At 55.6% G+C, this 17,309-nt stretch carries 16 protein-coding genes; 10 read left to right on the top strand and 6 right to left on the bottom strand.

Annotation, left to right across the window (positions count from 1 at the left end; genetic code table 11):
* Positions 1-36 precede the first annotated feature (36 nt).
* From glf to glmS, 3 genes are all read right to left on the bottom strand, one after another.
* On the bottom strand, positions 37-1,155 hold the full coding sequence (glf, locus tag ISF27_RS00655) for a UDP-galactopyranose mutase (protein WP_194608179.1): 1,119 nt from the start codon (positions 1,153-1,155) through the stop codon (positions 37-39).
* Complete coding sequence (locus ISF27_RS00650; RefSeq protein ID WP_235985975.1) at positions 1,152-1,583, bottom strand: GtrA family protein; 432 nt, start codon at positions 1,581-1,583, stop codon at positions 1,152-1,154. Before ISF27_RS00650 ends, glf begins: the two co-directional genes overlap by 4 nt.
* A gap of 106 nt (positions 1,584-1,689) precedes the next feature.
* Entirely contained in the window at positions 1,690-3,528 is a 1,839-nt protein-coding gene (gene glmS, locus ISF27_RS00645; RefSeq protein WP_194608177.1) for a glutamine--fructose-6-phosphate transaminase (isomerizing), read from the bottom strand.
* Positions 3,529-4,098: 570 nt separating this feature from the next.
* Between glmS and ISF27_RS00640 the strand changes: the two genes are divergently transcribed.
* From ISF27_RS00640 to ISF27_RS00610, 7 genes are all read left to right on the top strand, one after another.
* Entirely contained in the window at positions 4,099-4,551 is a 453-nt protein-coding gene (locus tag ISF27_RS00640) for an Rrf2 family transcriptional regulator (protein WP_194608175.1), read from the top strand.
* Between the two features lie 89 nt (positions 4,552-4,640).
* On the top strand, positions 4,641-5,612 hold the full coding sequence (locus ISF27_RS00635) for an ABC transporter substrate-binding protein (RefSeq protein WP_194608173.1): 972 nt from the start codon (positions 4,641-4,643) through the stop codon (positions 5,610-5,612).
* Positions 5,593-6,588 carry a FecCD family ABC transporter permease gene (locus tag ISF27_RS00630; RefSeq protein ID WP_194608171.1) on the top strand — a complete coding sequence of 332 codons (996 nt, stop codon included), beginning with the start codon at positions 5,593-5,595 and terminating at the stop codon, positions 6,586-6,588. Before ISF27_RS00635 ends, ISF27_RS00630 begins: the two co-directional genes overlap by 20 nt.
* Entirely contained in the window at positions 6,585-7,346 is a 762-nt protein-coding gene (locus tag ISF27_RS00625) for an ABC transporter ATP-binding protein (protein WP_194608169.1), read from the top strand. Before ISF27_RS00630 ends, ISF27_RS00625 begins: the two co-directional genes overlap by 4 nt.
* Before the next feature lie 237 nt (positions 7,347-7,583).
* Positions 7,584-8,636 (top strand): IS30 family transposase, encoded by a 1,053-nt coding sequence (locus tag ISF27_RS00620; RefSeq protein ID WP_194609583.1) that lies wholly within the window; start codon positions 7,584-7,586, stop codon positions 8,634-8,636.
* Between the two features lie 62 nt (positions 8,637-8,698).
* A complete protein-coding gene (locus ISF27_RS00615) occupies positions 8,699-9,520 on the top strand; it encodes a MerR family transcriptional regulator (RefSeq protein ID WP_207727357.1) in 822 nt (273 codons plus the stop codon).
* A gap of 175 nt (positions 9,521-9,695) precedes the next feature.
* Entirely contained in the window at positions 9,696-10,727 is a 1,032-nt protein-coding gene (locus ISF27_RS00610; RefSeq protein WP_194608167.1) for an NAD(P)H-dependent amine dehydrogenase family protein, read from the top strand.
* A 170-nt stretch (positions 10,728-10,897) separates the two neighbouring features.
* Here the strand turns inward: ISF27_RS00610 and asrC are convergent, their stop codons facing one another.
* The 3 genes from asrC to asrA are packed head-to-tail and all read right to left on the bottom strand — an operon-like array spanning position 10,898 to position 13,717.
* A complete protein-coding gene (gene asrC, locus ISF27_RS00605) occupies positions 10,898-11,881 on the bottom strand; it encodes a sulfite reductase subunit C (protein ID WP_194608165.1) in 984 nt (327 codons plus the stop codon).
* Between the two features lie 10 nt (positions 11,882-11,891).
* Positions 11,892-12,680 carry an anaerobic sulfite reductase subunit AsrB gene (gene asrB / locus ISF27_RS00600; RefSeq protein WP_194608163.1) on the bottom strand — a complete coding sequence of 263 codons (789 nt, stop codon included), beginning with the start codon at positions 12,678-12,680 and terminating at the stop codon, positions 11,892-11,894.
* Positions 12,677-13,717 (bottom strand): anaerobic sulfite reductase subunit AsrA, encoded by a 1,041-nt coding sequence (gene asrA, locus ISF27_RS00595; protein WP_194608161.1) that lies wholly within the window; start codon positions 13,715-13,717, stop codon positions 12,677-12,679. Before asrA ends, asrB begins: the two co-directional genes overlap by 4 nt.
* Positions 13,718-13,904: 187 nt before the next feature.
* Between asrA and ISF27_RS00590 the strand changes: the two genes are divergently transcribed.
* From ISF27_RS00590 to ISF27_RS00580, 3 genes are all read left to right on the top strand, one after another.
* Positions 13,905-14,603 carry a Crp/Fnr family transcriptional regulator gene (locus ISF27_RS00590; RefSeq protein ID WP_194608159.1) on the top strand — a complete coding sequence of 233 codons (699 nt, stop codon included), beginning with the start codon at positions 13,905-13,907 and terminating at the stop codon, positions 14,601-14,603.
* 241 nt (positions 14,604-14,844) lie between these two features.
* Complete coding sequence (locus ISF27_RS00585) at positions 14,845-15,765, top strand: SIR2 family NAD-dependent protein deacylase (protein WP_194608157.1); 921 nt, start codon at positions 14,845-14,847, stop codon at positions 15,763-15,765.
* A 17-nt stretch (positions 15,766-15,782) separates the two neighbouring features.
* A complete protein-coding gene (locus tag ISF27_RS00580) occupies positions 15,783-17,135 on the top strand; it encodes an MATE family efflux transporter (protein ID WP_194608155.1) in 1,353 nt (450 codons plus the stop codon).
* Positions 17,136-17,309 lie beyond the last annotated feature (174 nt).

The raw sequence follows: 17,309 nt of genomic DNA, 5'->3' as shown, positions 1-17,309 counted from the left end.
TTCTCTTTCTTCTGAACTCCAGCTCCTCCGGAGCTCTCATCCGAGCTCCCGCTCCGCCATATCCAGGGCGGACGCGATCACCGCGTCCATATCGTAATACTTATATTCCCCAAGGCGTCCGCCGAAGACCACCTTCTTCTCCCTGTCCGCGAGATTCCGGTATCTCTGATACAGAGCGCCGTTCTTCTCATCGTTGACCGGATAATAGGGCTCATCTCCAGGCTTCCACTCGGAGCTGTACTCCCGGGAAATGACCGTCTTCGGCAGGTCTCTCCCGCCATCGTCCTTTCCGAACTCGAACCACTTGTGCTCGATAATGCGGGTCCAGGGCGTTTCCCGGTCCGTGTAGTTCACCGCCGCATTTCCCTGGAAATTCGGAATGTCCAAAAACTCCGTCTCAAAGCGCACCGAGCGGTACTCCAATGCGCCCAGGGAGTAGCCGAAATAGGCGTCAATCGCCCCGGTGTAGATGACCCGGTCCGCCATGGCATCCCAAACGTCCTTATTTTTCAGGTAATCCTCGCCGAGGCGCACCTCGATGCCGTCCAGAAGCTTCGCCACCATCTTCGTGTATCCGCCCACCGGGATTCCCTGGTAGAGGGCATTGAAATAATTGTTATCAAATGTAAAGCGCACCGGAAGACGACGGATGATAAAGGCCGGGAGCTCCGTGCAGGGACGCCCCCACTGCTTCTCCGTATACCCCTTGACCAGCTTCTCATAGATATCCGTGCCGACAAGGCTGATCGCCTGCTCCTCCAGGTTCTTAGGCTCGGTGATGTGCGCCGCCGCCCGCTGCTCCGCGATCTTCTTCTCGGCCTCCACCGGCGTCACCACGCCCCACATGCGGTTGAAGGTATACATATTGAAGGGCAGCGAGTAGAGCTCCCCGTGATAATTGGCCACCGGAGAGTTGGTGAAGCGGTTGAACTCCGCGAACCGGTTCACGTAATCCCAGACCTTTTTGTTGTTGGTATGGAAAATGTGCGCGCCGTAGACATGGACATGAATGCCCTCGACGTCCTTCGTGTAGACATTTCCCGCGATATTCGGGCGCCGGTCGATGACGAGCACCGATTTTCCCGCCTTCTTCGCCTCGTGGGCAAATACCGCGCCGTAGAGCCCGCTGCCCACAACCAGATAATCATATTTCATGGCTTCTGCCCCTCTCTGAAAACAAATACTTTGCTGAAGACATAGTTGGCGACCGTGACCACCACCTGGTCGAAAAGCTTCATCACCTTGTCGCTCCCGCCAAGCACAGTCACCCCGATGAACATGATCGCCATATCCATGAGGAGCGTCCCGACCCTCGCGAGGACGAAAGAGGACGCCTCGTGGAGGACATCCCGGCTGTGGCTCCGGAAGACAAATATGCGGTTGGTCACATAGGCAAATGCGACGGCGCACACCCAGGAAAGGACATTGGCGCACTGCAGCTGGATGGCATTGTGCGGATCGAGAAAGGTCAGCACGCTCCCGTAATAGACCGCCAGCGAGACCACGGTGGTCAGGCCGCCGACGACGAGGTAACTGACAATCTCCCGGTGCTTTTTCATCTGCGCGAGCAAAAAGTTGATCATAAATCTCCCCTATACGCCCAAAACTCTCCTCCCGGGGGCAGTTCACCCCGGAAGGAGAGTCCGGCATCCGCCTGCCGCGGATTTTCCCGGGCAGCCAGAACGCAATTTATTCCACCGTCACCGACTTGGCCAGATTTCTCGGCTTATCCACATCCAGGCCCCTGGTGACGCTGACATAGTAGGCAAAAAGCTGCAGTGGAACAATGGCGATACTCGTCGTAAAGTGCTCGTCCGCCTTCGGGATATAGACGGTGAAATTCGCCGTATCCTCAATATTGTAATTGCCGTAGGTGGTCACGCCCATGAGGTAGGCACCCCGCGCCTTCACCTCGACCATATTGCTGCCTGTCTTCTCGAAGAGCTCCGGCTGGGTCAGGATGCCCACCACCAGCGTGCCCTTCTCGATCAGGGAAATGGTCCCATGTTTCAGCTCTCCCGCGGCATAGGCCTCGGAGTGGATATAGCTGATCTCCTTCATCTTGAGGCTGCCTTCCATGCTGATGGCATAGTCGATGCCCCGTCCAATGAAGAACATGTCCGAAGCGTTGGCGTACTTGGAGGCAAACCACTGGAGCCGCTCCTTGTCCTCCAGAGCCTTTGCGATCTTGTCCGGCAGGGCGTCGATCTCCCTGACATAATAGTCAAATTTCTCGTCGTCGATGACGCCTCTCACCTTCGCGAACTTGACAGCGAGCAGGTAACCTGCCGCCAGCTGGGCGCTGTACGCCTTGGTCGTCGCCACAGCGATCTCCGGGCCGGCCATCGTGTAGAACACGCTGTCCACCTCGCGGGCGATGGTGGAGCCGACCACGTTGACGATGCCCAGGGTCTTGAGGCCGAGAGACTTCGCCTCGCGGAGAGCCGCCAGAGTGTCCGCCGTCTCCCCGGACTGGCTGATGACAATCACAAGCCCGTCCGGATCCAGCAGCAGATGGCGGTAACGGAACTCGCTCGCCATCTCCACGCGGACCGGCACCTCCGCAATGTCCTCAAAGACATACTGCAGGGCAACACCCACGTGGTAGGCGGACCCGCAGCCCACAATATAGATGTGGCGGAATTTCGCAATATCCTCATCGGTGAGGCCGATCTCGCCGAAGTTGATGTCTCCGTCCTTCAGCACAGTGTTGATGGTGTCCCGGACAGCCCGCGGCTGCTCGTAGATCTCTTTGATCATAAAGTGCTCATAGCCATTCTTTTCCGCCGCGTCGGCGTCCCAGTCGATATGCACCGGCTTTTTCTCGATCTCCTGCTGATCCACATTGTAAAATGTGGCCGTGCCGGCGGTCAGCCTGCCCAGCTCGCCGCTGTTCAGGAAATAAATCTCCCGGCTGTACTTGAGCAGCGGGGCAACGTCGGAGGAAATAAAGCTCTCCCCTTCGCGGACCGCGATCACCAGCGGATTGTCCTTCCGGGCCACATAGATTTCGCCGGGATAGTCGTGGAACAGGACAGCCAGCGCATAGGACCCGCGGACCCGGAGCATAAACCGGCTCATGGCGTCCACCGGCCCCATCTGGTATTTTTTATAGTAGTAATCGATCAGCTTTACCGCCACCTCGGTATCCGTGTCAGAGTAGAACGAATATCCGCTCCTGGTCAGCTTGTCCCGAAGTTCCTGATAATTCTCGATGATGCCGTTGTGGACGGCCACCACAGCCCGGTCATCACTGCAGTGCGGGTGCGCGTTGGTCTCCGTCGGCTCGCCGTGGGTGGCCCAGCGGGTATGGCCGATCCCGCAGACGCCATGCATGGAAGCGCCGTCATCCGTCTTCTCATAGAGTGCCTTCAATCTCCCGCTGGCCTTCACAATATCAATGTCGCCGGAATCTCCGACCACGGCGAGGCCCGCCGAATCATAGCCGCGATATTCCAGTCTCGAGAGACCTTCCAGCAGTATCGGTGCCGCCTGAACATGGCCGCTGTAACCGACAATACCACACATATTCTCAACCTCCTGCCCGCCCGCAACCGGGAACGCAGAGCGTTCCCGGTTGTGGGCGCTTAATCGTTACCACAATTTTCCCCATTATAGCAGAAGGCCGTCTTAATAACAATGCGGAAGCATCTTAGAAAACCCTTAAGGTTTTCCCCGGAAATTTTTCCATTTTTTCTTATATTATCCCTTTTTCCGCACCATTTTCTTCTGCTGCCGGATTATTTCACGCTTCATCTTTTCATTTTTTGTAAAGCGTGATAATATACGGAAGTGATTTTTCCATCTTTCCGTGTGGACAAAAGCACAGCCGCAATACCGGTTTTTACTGGTATAATGCTGAATTTTTCACCCTGCATTCTTTATTTTTCTGTGTATAAATCCACCGGTCAGATAATTTTGCCTGCGTGCACAGCTTCATGTGCTGCCCGTCTGTATCTGTTCTGCACCTCCACTTGGAACACTTCGCGTTCCCAAGTGGGGACAAAGCGGCAAACCCGCTTGTCCACGCTGCAGGGTACACGCTGTCTTTGATTGCACACAGGATCTGAATTTATTCAAATTCTGGAGGCAATTGCTATGAAATACTCATCCAAACTGCTCGATGCCGTCCGCATCCTGGTCTGTATCCGGATGAACAGCAATCCGGAATTCACCAGCGAGGATATCGCGGAAATGATGAACTTAAGCCCCGCGAACGTGCGGCAGCTGATGGCCAAGATGAAAACCGCAAAGCTGATTGTGAGTGCCCGGATTCAGTCCACGCCGATGCTGGCGCGGCCGGACGACCAGATCACCCTCTATGACATTTACCGGACGGTGGAGGCTGGAAAACCGCTCATCCGTCTCGACCGGCATGCCGGCACCCGCCCGGACATCGGCCAGGATCTCGAAGATGTTCTCAGCGAATCCCTCTCCCAGGTTAACCGCGCTGCCGCAAGGGAGATGGACTCCATCACGCTCCGGGACATCGTCAACCGCTATCGGGAGCGGATAAACGGCATGCATACCGTGGAAGCCATCGCAGAATAACACGATTTGTTGCAAAAGCAATTCCTTTCGCCAAGTTAGCGGCTATAATTAATGTAGTAAAAACTGCCAAGCCGAAAGGAATTCTACTTATGAAAATAACATTTCCCGCCATTTTGACCGTCACCGCGCTCCTGCTCGCCTCCTGTGGAGGCAGCGCCGCTGGATCTTCAGGACAGACGAAAGAACAGACTGGTTCTGCCGTTTCCCAGACAGAGGAAACCGCACAGCAGCCGGAGGATACCACAGAGCCGGAAACTACGGTCCCGCCGGATACAGCCGCGCAGATGCCGGAATCCGTCGCTGCCGTGTCCAAGTCCATCGGTGAGCTCTGGCTCCTCTCCGGCGGCCAGCTCGCCGGAATTACCAGCGATGGCCTGTCTCTTCCGGGAATCGGGGAGGACACGGTCTCCATCGGCACAATCTCCAAACCAAACCTGGAAACTATCCTCTCCCTCTCCCCGGACATGGTCATGCTGAGCGAGGATATCCCCTCGCAGAAGGAAATCGAGCAGCCTCTGGCCGATGCCGGCATCACGGTATATCCGGTGGATATCAATTCTTTTAGTGATTACGAGGACGTGATGAAGGACCTGACCGGCATGACCGGCCGGGAAGATCTCTACAAGACGAATGTCACCGACGTGGCGGACCGGATCGACCAGATCAAGGCGGAAGCTGCCGACCTTCCCGAGGCATCCTATCTCGCGCTCCGGATTTCCGCCACCAAGTCCAAGGCGCTGAAAAATGACTCCTTCGTCACGGGAGTTCTTGATGATCTTCGGATGAACAACCTGGCATCGGACACGTCGGCGCTGAATGAACTGAGCGTGGAAGGAATCGCCAATCTGAATCCGGATTATCTCTTTGTCGTCTACTCGGGGGACGAGACGGAGTCAGAATCCATCTACAACACGCTCTTCGCGTCCAATCCCCTGTGGCAGAATCTCACCGCTGTGAAGAATAACCATGTCTTCCACCTGCCCAAGGATCTCTTCCAGTACAAACCGAATGCCCGATGGGACGAGGCCTATGAATATATCTATGACATCCGTAAATCGTAAGCGTCTGCTTCTCCTGGGCGGCATCCCGCTGCTGTTGTTCTCCCTTCTCCTGTCCCTATTTGGAGGCGCGGGATCTCTCTCCCTCGCCGATCTCCTGGGGGCACTCCGGAATCCGCAGGACGCGGGCTCCAGTATGCTGGTCCTCCGCTACGCCCGGCTTCCCAGAGCCCTCGCCGGACTGCTCTCCGGCGCGGCGCTCTCCGCTTCCGGCCTCCTCTTGCAGGAGGCCCTGTCCAACGACCTGGCCTCCCCGGGGATCATCGGCATCAATGCCGGCGCCGGGTTCTTTACTCTTCTCGCGATTCTGGCTGTGCCGGGCAGTTCCGGTCTCCGCGTTGCGGCTGCCTTTCTGGGCGCCGGTCTGGCGGCGGCTCTGGTTCTCGGCATCTCCCATCTCGCCGGCAGTGCCCGCTTCACCATCCTGTTGACCGGTGTGGCCGTCTCCTCCCTGTTCACCGCAGGCATCAACACCATCACCAGCTTTTTCCCTGAAACCGCACCGGACAAGGCCGCCTTCACCATCGGGGGGCTCCAGAATATTTCCACTCTTCAGCTCACCTACGCCTTTCCCCCGATCCTCATCGGAATCCTGGCCGCCCTGCTGCTGGCCCCGCGGATCGATCTCCTGCGCCTCGGGGACGAGGCCGCCTACGGTGTCGGGCTGAATCCTCGGGTCCTGCGCGCAGCCGCCATCCTTCTAGCCACCCTGCTCGCCTCCGCAGCCGTCACGCTCTCCGGCCTCATCAGCTTTGTTGGACTCATCATTCCCAACATCATCCGCCGCCGGACCGATGGCATTTTCCCCCAGATTTTATTCTGTGCGCTCTACGGCGCAAGCTTTCTCATTCTCTGTGATACGGCGGCAAGAAGCCTGTTCTATCCCTATGAGCTTCCCGTGGGACTGCTGCTCTCCTTCCTCGGCTGCCCTTTCTTCCTCGTGGTACTCGTCCGGCGGAAAAGGAGGATAAAGCTGTGATCTCACTTCGGCAAATGACCGCCGGCTACCCGGGAAAGCCTGTGCTCTCCATACCGGGGCTGGACCTCTCCTCCGGGATCATCACCCTGACCGGCGAAAACGGCAGTGGCAAATCCACCCTGCTGAAGGCCATTCTCGGGATGATCCCTCATACCGGCTCTCTCCTCGTGGACGGGCAGAACCCATCCGCCATGCGGTCCCGGGCCAGGGCAAAGCTCCTGGCCTACCTCCCCCAGGACACGCCGGCCCCGGAGATGACTGTCCGCACGCTGGCCTCCCACGGCTGCTTCTCCAGGCTCTCCTTTTCCGGAAAAATGACCGCCGAGGACGAGGCTTCTGTCGATCGGGCGCTCCGCTTGACGGGCATGGAAAATCTTGCCGGCCGGCGTCTCCCAACTCTCTCCGGAGGCGAGCGGAAACGGGCATGGCTCTCCATGGTGATCGCCCAGAACGCCCACTACATCCTGCTGGATGAGCCGGGCGCCGGTCTGGACGTCCATCATCAGCTCGAGCTCGGGGAGATTCTCCGCTCGCTCCGGGACCTGGGGCACACCGTTCTCCTGGCGTCCCACGATCTCCCCCAGAGCTTTGCCATCAGCGACCGGATCTGTCTCCTCAGGGACGGCGCCGTGCTCGCCGACGGAAGCCCTGACGACCTGGTGCGGCAGCCGGACCTGCTGGAGCGGGGGCTGCACCTGCACCTCATCCGGGCCGCGGATCCGGACAGTCTCTACCCCTACCTCCTGGCCAAATTCTGAAATTCCCGCCGGGGAACACGCTTCCCTCCGGCAGTCAGGCGGCTTCGGCGGGCGGCACTGTCTCTACCAGCAGAAAAGGATTTCCGGCAGCCGCCGGATAGGGAGAAATACCTTATGAAAAAAAATCTCGCCGATTGTAAAATGAAGTTGGACATCTGAATAAAATAAAGATCCATGGCAGGATCTTTGGTAGAATGTAAGTCACCACAACAAACTTTCTACAGGAGAATCGCCACCATGGACTACTCTCATTCTACCATATCTTCCCATATAAAAGGCAAACATCTTTCGTATGAGGAACGGGTTCTTATTCAGATTCGTCTTAAAGACCACTACTCCATCCGGGCAATTGCCCGTGAGATCGGCTGCTCACCGAACACTGTCTCGAACGAAATAGCACGTGGCTCCGTTGCCTTGTATAACGGCCATGTGACCCGTTATAAGGCGTCTGCCGGTCAGAAAGCCTATGAGGACAACCGAAAGCACAGTTGCCGGCATTATGACTTCCTGAGCAGATCAGCGTTTCTGGAGTATGTGCTGAAACACTTTACAGAAGATGGCTGGTCATTGGACGCCTGCACTGGACGCGCTGTTCTCGATGGTGAATTTACCAGAGAGCAGATCGTCTGCACAAAAACGCTTTACCGCTATGTTGATCTTGGCCTCTTTGGCATCAGGAACCATAACCTTCCTGAAAAGCTGAAGCGTAAGTCCAAGAAACATAGAGTTCGGATCAACAAGAAAAAGCTGGGTCGCAGCATTGAGGAACGTCCCAGAGAGATCGAGTCCCGTGAGGAATTCGGGCACTGGGAATGTGACCTCGTATTGGGTGCCAAAACCCGGGATGATCAGGTCCTGCTCACTCTTGCTGAACGCAAAAGCCGTGAGTTCCTGATGCTTCCTATTGCAAACAAGACATCAGCGTGTGTCATGAAGGCAATTAAACAGCTTCAGGAGACTTACAGCGAACACTTCGGTGAAGTGTTCAAAACGATTACGACCGATAACGGTTCGGAATTCGCCGACCTTTCAGAACTTGAGAAGATGGCTGATACGCTTGTCTACTATGCCCATCCCTACACATCCTGCGATAAGGGAACCGTAGAGCGGCATAACGGCCTGATCAGAAGGTTCATACCAAAGGGTAAGCGGATTGATGACTTTACCGGTCAGCAGATCTCCGATGTGGAGACCTGGTGTAACTGCCTCCCACGGAAGATCCTGGGTTACAGAACCCCGGATGAAATCTTCGAGGAGGAAATCGACCGAATCTACCAGGCTACTGCCTAGCGGAGGGTGTCCAACTTGTTATTGCAATTTACCTGAAAAAAAATCTTCTCAGTATTGGAAAAATGGCCGAGCTCAACCACACAACCGTCGCGACGCTCCGCCTTTACGATAAGGAAGGTCTCCTCACGCCGACCTACACGGACCCGGCGACCGGATACCGCTACTATGACATCCAGAAAAACGCGCGCCTCGATATGATCCAGTACATGAAAGAGCTGGGCATGAGCCTCGGCGAGATCCGGTCGGTGCTTAAGAGCGGAGATCTGGCGCGGATCGAGAGCATCCTGGCGGAGAGAAATGAACAGATCTATGCGGAAATCCGAGATCTGAAGACGCAGCAGAATGCTGTCGAGCGAGCCATCCACGCACTGGAGAGGTACCGCAAATCGCCGGTCAGGGGGACCATATCCCTCGAGTTCAATGAGCGCCGTTATATCTGGGCCATGCCATGCACAAAAAATTTCTATGACGGGGACCTGGCAGATTTCGAGGACTGTCTTACCGAACTGCGGAATGCCCTTATCCAGAATCACATCCCGAAAATCCACACCTACAGTATCGGAACTTCGATTCTCCGGAAGGATTTTGAGGAGCGCCGCTTTGCCGTAGACCAGGTTTTCATCCTGGGCGATTATACGCTCTATAAAACCAGGAACGATCTGAGGATCGTGGATGCCGGGATGTACGCCTGCATCTACGCCGACAATTATGATGAGGAAGTCTCCTATGCCAACAGACTTTTTGCGTACTGCAGAGAACATCATTACCGGTTTTCCGGAGATTATATCTGCGAAGTTTTGTCCGAATTTAATGTTTTTGACGAGAACAGGCGGAATATGTTCCTGCGGCTGCAGGTTCCCATCCAGTTTGAGGAGCAGAAATAGCGAAAATCTGCGGCTTTTCGGCGCAAATTGGCAAAAAATCCAATCCCGTTAATTCATAGTCAGGAGCGATAAAAATATATCAATTTTTCATTGACTCTCATCCCACATCAGACTTTATAATAAAGTCAAGAAAGGTACGAAGAACGTGGCCATAAAAAATGAGGAGGATAAAGCAATGAGAAAAATCAAAGTCGTTCAGTATGGATGCGGCAAGATGAGCAAGTATACGCTTCGGTACGCCTACGAGCACGGTGCGGAAATCGTCGGCGCCATCGACCTGAACCCCAAGGTAGTAGGCCTGGATGTCGGCGACTGGGCAGGGCTCGGGCTCAAGACCGGCGTCATCATCTCCGACGATGCGGACAAAGTTCTGGACGAGTGCGACGCCGACGTGGCGATTGTCACCCTGTTCAGCTTCATCAAGGACATCTATCCGATGGTGGAGAAATGCGTGAGCCGCGGGATCAACGTCATCACGACCTGTGAGGAGGCCATTTACCCGTGGACCACGGCGGCACCGGAGGTAAACCGCCTCGACAAGATCGCCAAGGAGCATAACTGCACCATCGCGGGCACCGGCATGCAGGATATCTTCTGGGTAAATATGGTCGCCATGGCAGCTGCCGGCTGCACGAGCATTTCCAAGATCAAGGGAGCCTACAGCTACAACGTGGACGAGTACGGCATGGCGCTGGCCAATGCCCACGGTTGCGACCTCACGCCGGAAGAATTTGAAAAGAAGATCGCTCACCCGGAGGTATTCGAGGCTTCCTACGCATGGAACTCGGTGGAAGCCATCTGCAGCAAACTGCACCTCACGATCCGCAGCATCACACAGAAACACGTGCCGATTACGCTGGATCATGATATTTACAGTGAGACCCTCGGGAAAGAGATCAAGGCCGGCCGGGTGATCGGCATGTCCGCCGTTGTGACCGCGGAGACAGCCCAGGGGATCACCGTGGAGGAGGAAACCATCGGCAAGGTTTACGCACCTGAGGACGGCGATATGTGCGACTGGTGGATTACCGGAGAGCCGGACGTGGAATACCATGTGGTGAAGCCGGCCACCGTGGAGCACACCTGCTCAACTCTCGTGAACAGAATCCCGACTCTGATCAACGCGCCGGCAGGCTATGTCACCGCGGATCAGCTGGATCCGATCGCCTACATGCCCTATCCGATGGAATTTTATGTCAAGGATTAAGTCTCCTTAAGAAGTTGGAGTTTTCGGCAAAGCTGCCAGAAGAGGCCGCCGCACTTTTTAAAGTGCGGCGGCCTCTTCGCCTTATCTCTGTCGCTTTGTCAATTCCTGTCATCCCCGCTGCGGTCCGTCTGTCTTATCCCCGCAGCGCAGTCCTCTCGAGGCAGTCAGCCTCAGTACGGATGGTCGTAATGTTTGCCGGACCAGTACATGGTCTTCGCGACCTCAGCCTTCGGCCCCAGCGTCACGTCCTTGAAAATCCACTTCTTGAACTCTTCAAATCCGGTCCGGTCCACGATGTAGCCCACATGCTCCTTGTGCTCCACCGCGTTCGGATCAATATATTCCTCAATGTAGGCGTAGCAGTTTTTGATCATCTTCACGATGCTCTCCTCGTCGCACCATTTGATGAAGTCCTCCGCCAGCCGGGGATTCTTCTTGCCGGTCCGCCCCAGAAGCACCAGGCGGAAATAGTGTTCCCGGCTCCTGGTCCACGCCCTCGTCGGGCAGTAGGCCACACAGACACCGCACCCGATGCATTTGTTGGTGTCGCGCACAACCTTGCCGTTGACCAGGGACAGAGCGCCCACGGACCGCTTTTTGCAGTAATTGATGCACTGCTCGCAGGCCACGCAGCGGTCAGGATCATACTGCGGCTCCGTCATGCCGATAATTCCGAAATCGGCCAGCCGCACCTTGGCACAGTCATTGGAGCAGCCAGTGCAGGCCACCTTCACGTGCCGGTCACTGGGAAAGATCTCCCCCTCAATCCGCTTAGCCAGTGCCGTGGTGTCGTAGCACCCGAACGGGCAGAGCCGCGCTCCTGGACAGGCTTCCACATTCCGCGTGCCCGAGGCGGGATAGCCGGCGCCCTCCTTCTCCTGATTAATGTGCAGGGCATCGATGATGGACTGGACTTCCTGGTTAACCTTGTCCACATCCGTGAGGGCAATCCCCGGAATCTCAATGCCCTGGCGGTTCGTGATGTCAATGACACCCTTGCCGTACTTCTCGGCGATCTCCACCACCTTTGCCATCGAGGCGGCATCAATCACGCCGCCCGGGATACGGATCCGGGATGCGGTCTCCCCGCGCACCTTGGAATAGCGGAACGCATTCTTCTTTAATTTTCCTACATGAATGTCTAAATTTCCCATATGCCCTTCCTCAATCCATCAGCTGTGCTGCCTCAGTATACTGGAATACCGGCCCATCCAGGCAGATGTACTTGTCATTGATCCGGCAGTGGCCGCATTTGCCAAGACCGCAGCACATCTTCCGCTCATAGGAAACGGTGATGTGCTCGTCGGTAAATCCCTTCTTCTTCAGTTCAATGATGGTAAATTTCATCATCGGCGGCGGTCCCACGACCACAGCCCTGGCGGAAGCCGGGTCTTTTAGAGGAAGATCGGCGATATACTTTGTCACCAGGCCGACTTTTCCGGTGTAGCCCTCCGGCGCTCCGTCCACGGTGAGAATCAGGTTAAGCTTCCGTTCCCATTCTGCGAGATCTTTCCGGAACAGCATGTCGTCCGGGCTCCGGAAACCGACAATCACGTACTTGTCCCGGGCATTCTCCATCTCGCTTAAGCCGTTGATCACCCCGCGCACCGGGGATACGCCCGTACCGCCAGCGACGACTACCGTCTCCCCGTCCCTGTAGAGGCCGAGATCAAAGCCATTTCCATAGGGGCCGCGGAGCAGCAGGCTCTGGCCCTTATAATACTCGAAAACCTCATTGGTCACCCGGCCGACGCGCCGCATGGTGAGGTCCACAAAATTCTCCCCGATGCCGCTGACGGAAATCGGCGCCTCGCCATATTTGGGCATGGACACTTCAAAAAACTGACCCGGCTTCACCTCCCCGTGGAACTCCATGCGGAAGGTGTATTCCTTCGCCGTGTGCCGGATCACATCCAGAATCCGGGACGGAAATGGGATATAGGCGTTATTCATTCCCCGCACTCCTTTCCGGCACCTTCCGATTCCTCAAGGGATGCCTCATTAACCTTATTGATGATATTGCTGTAGGAAATGTACTCCGGGCACACGTCATCACAGCGGCCGCAGCCGACGCACATCGTATAGCCGAAGCGCTTGCCGAAATCCTGAATCTTGTGCAGCACCTTGAAACGCATCCGCTCTCCCTGCGTCCGCCGGTACTGGCCGCCTCCGGCGACGTTGGTGTACCCGTCTACCATACAGGAGGCCGCGACCCTGCGGCGCTCGCCGACCCGGCCATTGTCCGTATAATAGACATCCTGCATGGAGAAACAGGTGCATGTCGGACAGACAAAATTGCAGCGCCCGCAGCCTATGCAGCGGACGGTATACTCATCCCAGAGCTTGTCTTTGATTATCGAGGCGGGAATCTTCTCCGGGACAGTCACCTTCGTGGCATTTTCCGTCACATGGAGCGGCTCCACGTCTTCCTCACGGAGCGCATGCCCGGCAAAAGTATCCTTAAGCGAGCTGTCGCGGACATCCGAATACCACTCGTCTCCTCGGCGGTCAATGGAGAATGCATACCCCTCTTTTGCGATATTGCTGCCCATGGAAACACAGAAGCAGTTTTCAAAGCTGTGCTGGCAGCCGATGAGTGCCAGCTTGATCTTGTCTCTTCTGCGGCGGTAAAACCAGTCCTCCTCCCGTCCGTTCCGAAGATAGATTTCATCCAGACGGCGGAGTGCGTGGAGATCACAGCTCCTCAGGAATATCAGCACCGGCCTCTCATCGAGCTCTGCTTCCTTCGCGCTGCTTTCCGTAAAGAAAAACAGGATCTCGGAGAGAGGTGTCAGAAATTCCTTGAAGGAATAATCCGATTTCCTGTCCAGGACAATATCCGAAGCCTCCGTAACCCAGTCATACATGACCACATCCGTATCGGTGAATCTTCCTGCTCCGGTCTTTTTTACCGGCGCATAGATACGGAATGTCTGAGAAAGGTCACGGACGATCTCCGAAAACCCCTTCTCGTTCATGACATACCCCATAGTTTCCTCCTGTTCATGCACACGTGTAATCTGCGTTTCTCCACAGGTGCCAGGGGCTGTCTTTCTGCTTTGCCCCGGCATCTATGAAGTTAACTCATCATTTCTATTTTAGCGTTCATGGGTTATAATGATGTTGCAGCTGCAACAAAAAGGGACCTATTTGGCATCCATTTGGAGCGGAGATATCATGGACAGAGAGACTCTGAAAGTCTTAAGGAAATCGCATGTATTTGACGGCATCAGCGATAAGAACATCGCGGCGCTTCTCGCCTGTCTGGGCACTTCCGTGCGGACATATTCCGCCGGAAATTATCTGATTATGGAGTCGGACAGCGTGCAGTATGTCGGTCTGGTGCTGGAGGGAAGAGTATCCATGCAGAAAGAGGACGCGCTGGGCAATCTGACCTATATGACGGACATCCGGAGCGGCGAGCTGCTGGGGGAATCCTTTTCCCTGGGATTTTCCACCAGGTCGCTGGTCCATTTCGTCGCGGTCTCCGACTGCCGGGTCCTCTTCCTTCCCCTGTGGAAAATCCTTCACGTCTGCGGCAATCAATGTGCCTTCCACAGCCAGCTGATTGTCAATATGTTCTCCCTCCTCTCCGAGAAGAACAAGCGGTTGATGGAGAAGCTGCACATCATCTCCCAACCCACGATCCGGGGCCGGCTTCTGGCCTATTTTCAGAATGAAGCTGGGAAAATCAGCAGTTCCCCGATCGCAGACGAGACCGCCAAAAGCGGATATTGCCTTACTCTCCGCTATTCCCGCCGGGAGCTGGCCGACTATCTCTCCGTGAACCGGAGTGCCCTCAGCCGGGAACTTTCCCGGATGCAGGCCGAGGGAATTCTCCGCATTGAGGGAAAACAGGTGACGGTGCTCGCATGACTGGCCCGCACCATTTTCCGCCAAAAGCTTTCAGGTCATATTCCCAGAGGGCAGTAAATGCCCTCTTCTGTTTTCTTCTGCTGCATTTTCGCACTTCTAAATTTCATAGTGTCTAATAAATTTGTTCCTATCTTACTCCCTGCGATATTCCATGCTACGGTATAGCTGCACAGGGAAATAAAAATGTGCGCGTAACCTCAGACAACACTTTTCATCATTTTCACAAAGGACCTGTTATTTCATGTCGGATTTCAAGGATTATCAACAGAAGATAGAAAAACTGGGAAATGCCATCGCAAAGGCGGATTCCCTCCTGGTCGGCGCGGGAAGCGGTCTTTCCTCCGCCGCCGGTCTGGATTTTGCCGGCGAACGTCTGCAGAAGTATTTTGGAGATTTTGTCGACAAATACGGCATGACCGATATGTACAGCGGCTGTTTCACAAATTTTGAATCCAGAGAAGAGCGCTGGGCCTACTGGTCAAGATGGGCCTGGTTCAACCGTTTTGAGGATATTCCGAGGGACACGATCAGGAAGCTGAAAGCGCTGTTGAAAGGAAAAGACTACTTCGTCCTCACGACCAACATTGACCATACGTTTATCCGCGCTGGATTTGACAAGCAGAAACTCTGCTACACCCAGGGAGACTTCGGCCTCCTTCAGTGCAGCAGGCCCTGCCACAACAGCACCTATGATGACCGGGACCTGCTCAGGCAGATGATCGCCGCTCAGGGGTATATTCCCGGTCCTGACGGCCATTTCCATGTTCCCGCGGACAAACCTGTGCAGATGGAGGTTCCCACTGCCCTGATTCCCCGCTGCCCGCGCTGCGGACGGGAAATGGACTTTAATCTCTTCTGGGATAACCGCTTCGTGCGTGACAAGGGCTGGCATATTGCCCACGACCGGTATGAGTCCTGGGTAAATGCGCACAAGATGGGAAAGATTCTCTTTCTGGAGCTCGGTGTCGGGTTCAACTCCCCGGGTGTCATCAAATACCCCTTCTGGCAGATGACGGCCTCCAACCCGGATTCCCTCTTTGCCACCATAGCCCTGAAACAGGCCTGTACCTGGGACAGAATCGAGGACCGCTCCATCGTCATCCAGGCAGATCTGGACAGGGCTGTCTCTGACCTGCTGCGAGATAAAGAGCAGAAATCTTAAAATACCGGAGATACAGAATGGAAGCAGATGATTCGGAAACCCTGCTGGGCTCCATGCCGGTACCCAGGGCTTTGTTCAAACTTGCTGTTCCGGCTGTGGCCGCACAGCTCATCAATATCCTATATAACCTGGTAGACAAAATGTTCATCGGACGGATTCCGGGAGCCGGCAGCCAGGCTCTCGCCGGCGTCGGCGTCACCACGCCGGTGATTCTGGCGATTTCCGCCTTTGCCGCGCTGGTCAGCATGGGCGGCGCGCCCAAGGCCTCCATCTATCTGGGGAAGGGTGACCATCTTCAGGCAGAGAAAGTCCTGGGCAGCTGCACCTGGATGCTGCTTCTTCTCTCCTTCCTGATCACGGCCATCATACTGATCTTCGGACGGCCGATTCTTCTCCTCTTCGGCGCCAGCACGGAAACCATCGGCTATGCCGTGGATTATATGAACATCTACTGCCTGGGGACAGCCTTCACACAGCTGACCCTGGGTCTGAATGCCTTCATCACCGCCCAGGGGAAGACTCTCGTCAGCATGCGCAATGTGTCCATCGGTGCTTTTACCAACATTGTTCTGGATGCCCTGTTCATCAACGGTTTCCAGATGGGCGTCCGCGGTGCCGCCATAGCGACAGTCATTTCTCAGGGCGTCTCCGCCTTTTTTGTCATCCGCTGGCTCTGTCCCAAAGACAGGGTGCTGCGGCTGCGCCCGGAACTGATCCGCTTTGACAGACGCATTCTCTGGCCATGTATCCTGCTGGGGGCTTCCCCGGCACTGATGCAGCTGACGGAAAATCTGGTTGCCATCAGCTTCAACACTGCTCTGCAGTGGTATGGAGGGGATATGGCTGTGGCGTCCATGAGTATTCTGAACAGCGTCATGCAGTTCGTGATGCTGCTGCTCCCCGGACTGGTGCAGGGCGCACAGCCGCTTCTCAGCTACAATCTCGGCGCAAAAAATATTCCGCGAGTGAAAAAGACCTTCCGCCTGCTGCTGTTTTCCTGCCTGACTGGTTCATTTCTCATCTGGCTGCTCTGTATGACTGCCCCGGGAACCGTCGCCGGCATCTTCACCAACAACGCTGAGCTCATCCAATACTCCAGACACAGCATGCGGATTTATCTTGCCATGCTGCTGATCTATGGCATCCAGGTGGCCTGCCAGTACAGCTTCGTTGCCCTGGACCAGGCGCGGGCTGCCATTTTCCTCACCATCTGGCGGAAAATCATCCTGCTGATCCCGCTGATTTTTCTTCTTCCCCACGTCTGGCCGGATCCAACGACTGGAGTATACCTGGCAGAGCCTGTCGCCGACACCATCGCCGTCTGCACGACTGCTCCTATGTTTTACTGTTACTATCGAAAGCTTAAGTAGCTGTGGCCCGGCTTTCCACCCGAATCCATCATCTCCCATTCCACGTAAATCCCACGCCGACCACAGCGGCAAAGGCCACCGGCCCATAGGGCGGAACGGATAAAAGCATACGCAGCATATTGAGAATCTTTTTGTGCTTTATTTTGTGGACTGCGGAGATGGGCCGGAAACAGC

This window comes from Clostridium vitabionis (genome assembly GCF_015351765.1).
GTDB classification, from domain to species: domain Bacteria; phylum Bacillota; class Clostridia; order Lachnospirales; family Lachnospiraceae; genus Clostridium_R; species Clostridium_R vitabionis.
This window is presented reverse-complemented; position numbering and strand designations above follow the sequence as displayed.

Coding starts and splice junctions, on each gene's coding strand:
- glf (WP_194608179.1), bottom strand. CDS start 1,155: ATGAAATATGATTATCTGGTTGTGGGCAGCGGGCTCTACGGCGCGGTA.
- ISF27_RS00650 (WP_235985975.1), bottom strand. CDS start 1,583: ATGATCAACTTTTTGCTCGCGCAGATGAAAAAGCACCGGGAGATTGTC.
- glmS (WP_194608177.1), bottom strand. CDS start 3,528: ATGTGTGGTATTGTCGGTTACAGCGGCCATGTTCAGGCGGCACCGATA.
- ISF27_RS00640 (WP_194608175.1), top strand. CDS start 4,099: ATGAAATACTCATCCAAACTGCTCGATGCCGTCCGCATCCTGGTCTGT.
- ISF27_RS00635 (WP_194608173.1), top strand. CDS start 4,641: ATGAAAATAACATTTCCCGCCATTTTGACCGTCACCGCGCTCCTGCTC.
- ISF27_RS00630 (WP_194608171.1), top strand. CDS start 5,593: ATGACATCCGTAAATCGTAAGCGTCTGCTTCTCCTGGGCGGCATCCCG.
- ISF27_RS00620 (WP_194609583.1), top strand. CDS start 7,584: ATGGACTACTCTCATTCTACCATATCTTCCCATATAAAAGGCAAACAT.
- ISF27_RS00615 (WP_207727357.1), top strand. CDS start 8,699: ATGGCCGAGCTCAACCACACAACCGTCGCGACGCTCCGCCTTTACGAT.
- ISF27_RS00610 (WP_194608167.1), top strand. CDS start 9,696: ATGAGAAAAATCAAAGTCGTTCAGTATGGATGCGGCAAGATGAGCAAG.
- asrC (WP_194608165.1), bottom strand. CDS start 11,881: ATGGGAAATTTAGACATTCATGTAGGAAAATTAAAGAAGAATGCGTTC.
- asrB (WP_194608163.1), bottom strand. CDS start 12,680: ATGAATAACGCCTATATCCCATTTCCGTCCCGGATTCTGGATGTGATC.
- asrA (WP_194608161.1), bottom strand. CDS start 13,717: ATGGGGTATGTCATGAACGAGAAGGGGTTTTCGGAGATCGTCCGTGAC.
- ISF27_RS00590 (WP_194608159.1), top strand. CDS start 13,905: ATGGACAGAGAGACTCTGAAAGTCTTAAGGAAATCGCATGTATTTGAC.
- ISF27_RS00585 (WP_194608157.1), top strand. CDS start 14,845: ATGTCGGATTTCAAGGATTATCAACAGAAGATAGAAAAACTGGGAAAT.
- ISF27_RS00580 (WP_194608155.1), top strand. CDS start 15,783: ATGGAAGCAGATGATTCGGAAACCCTGCTGGGCTCCATGCCGGTACCC.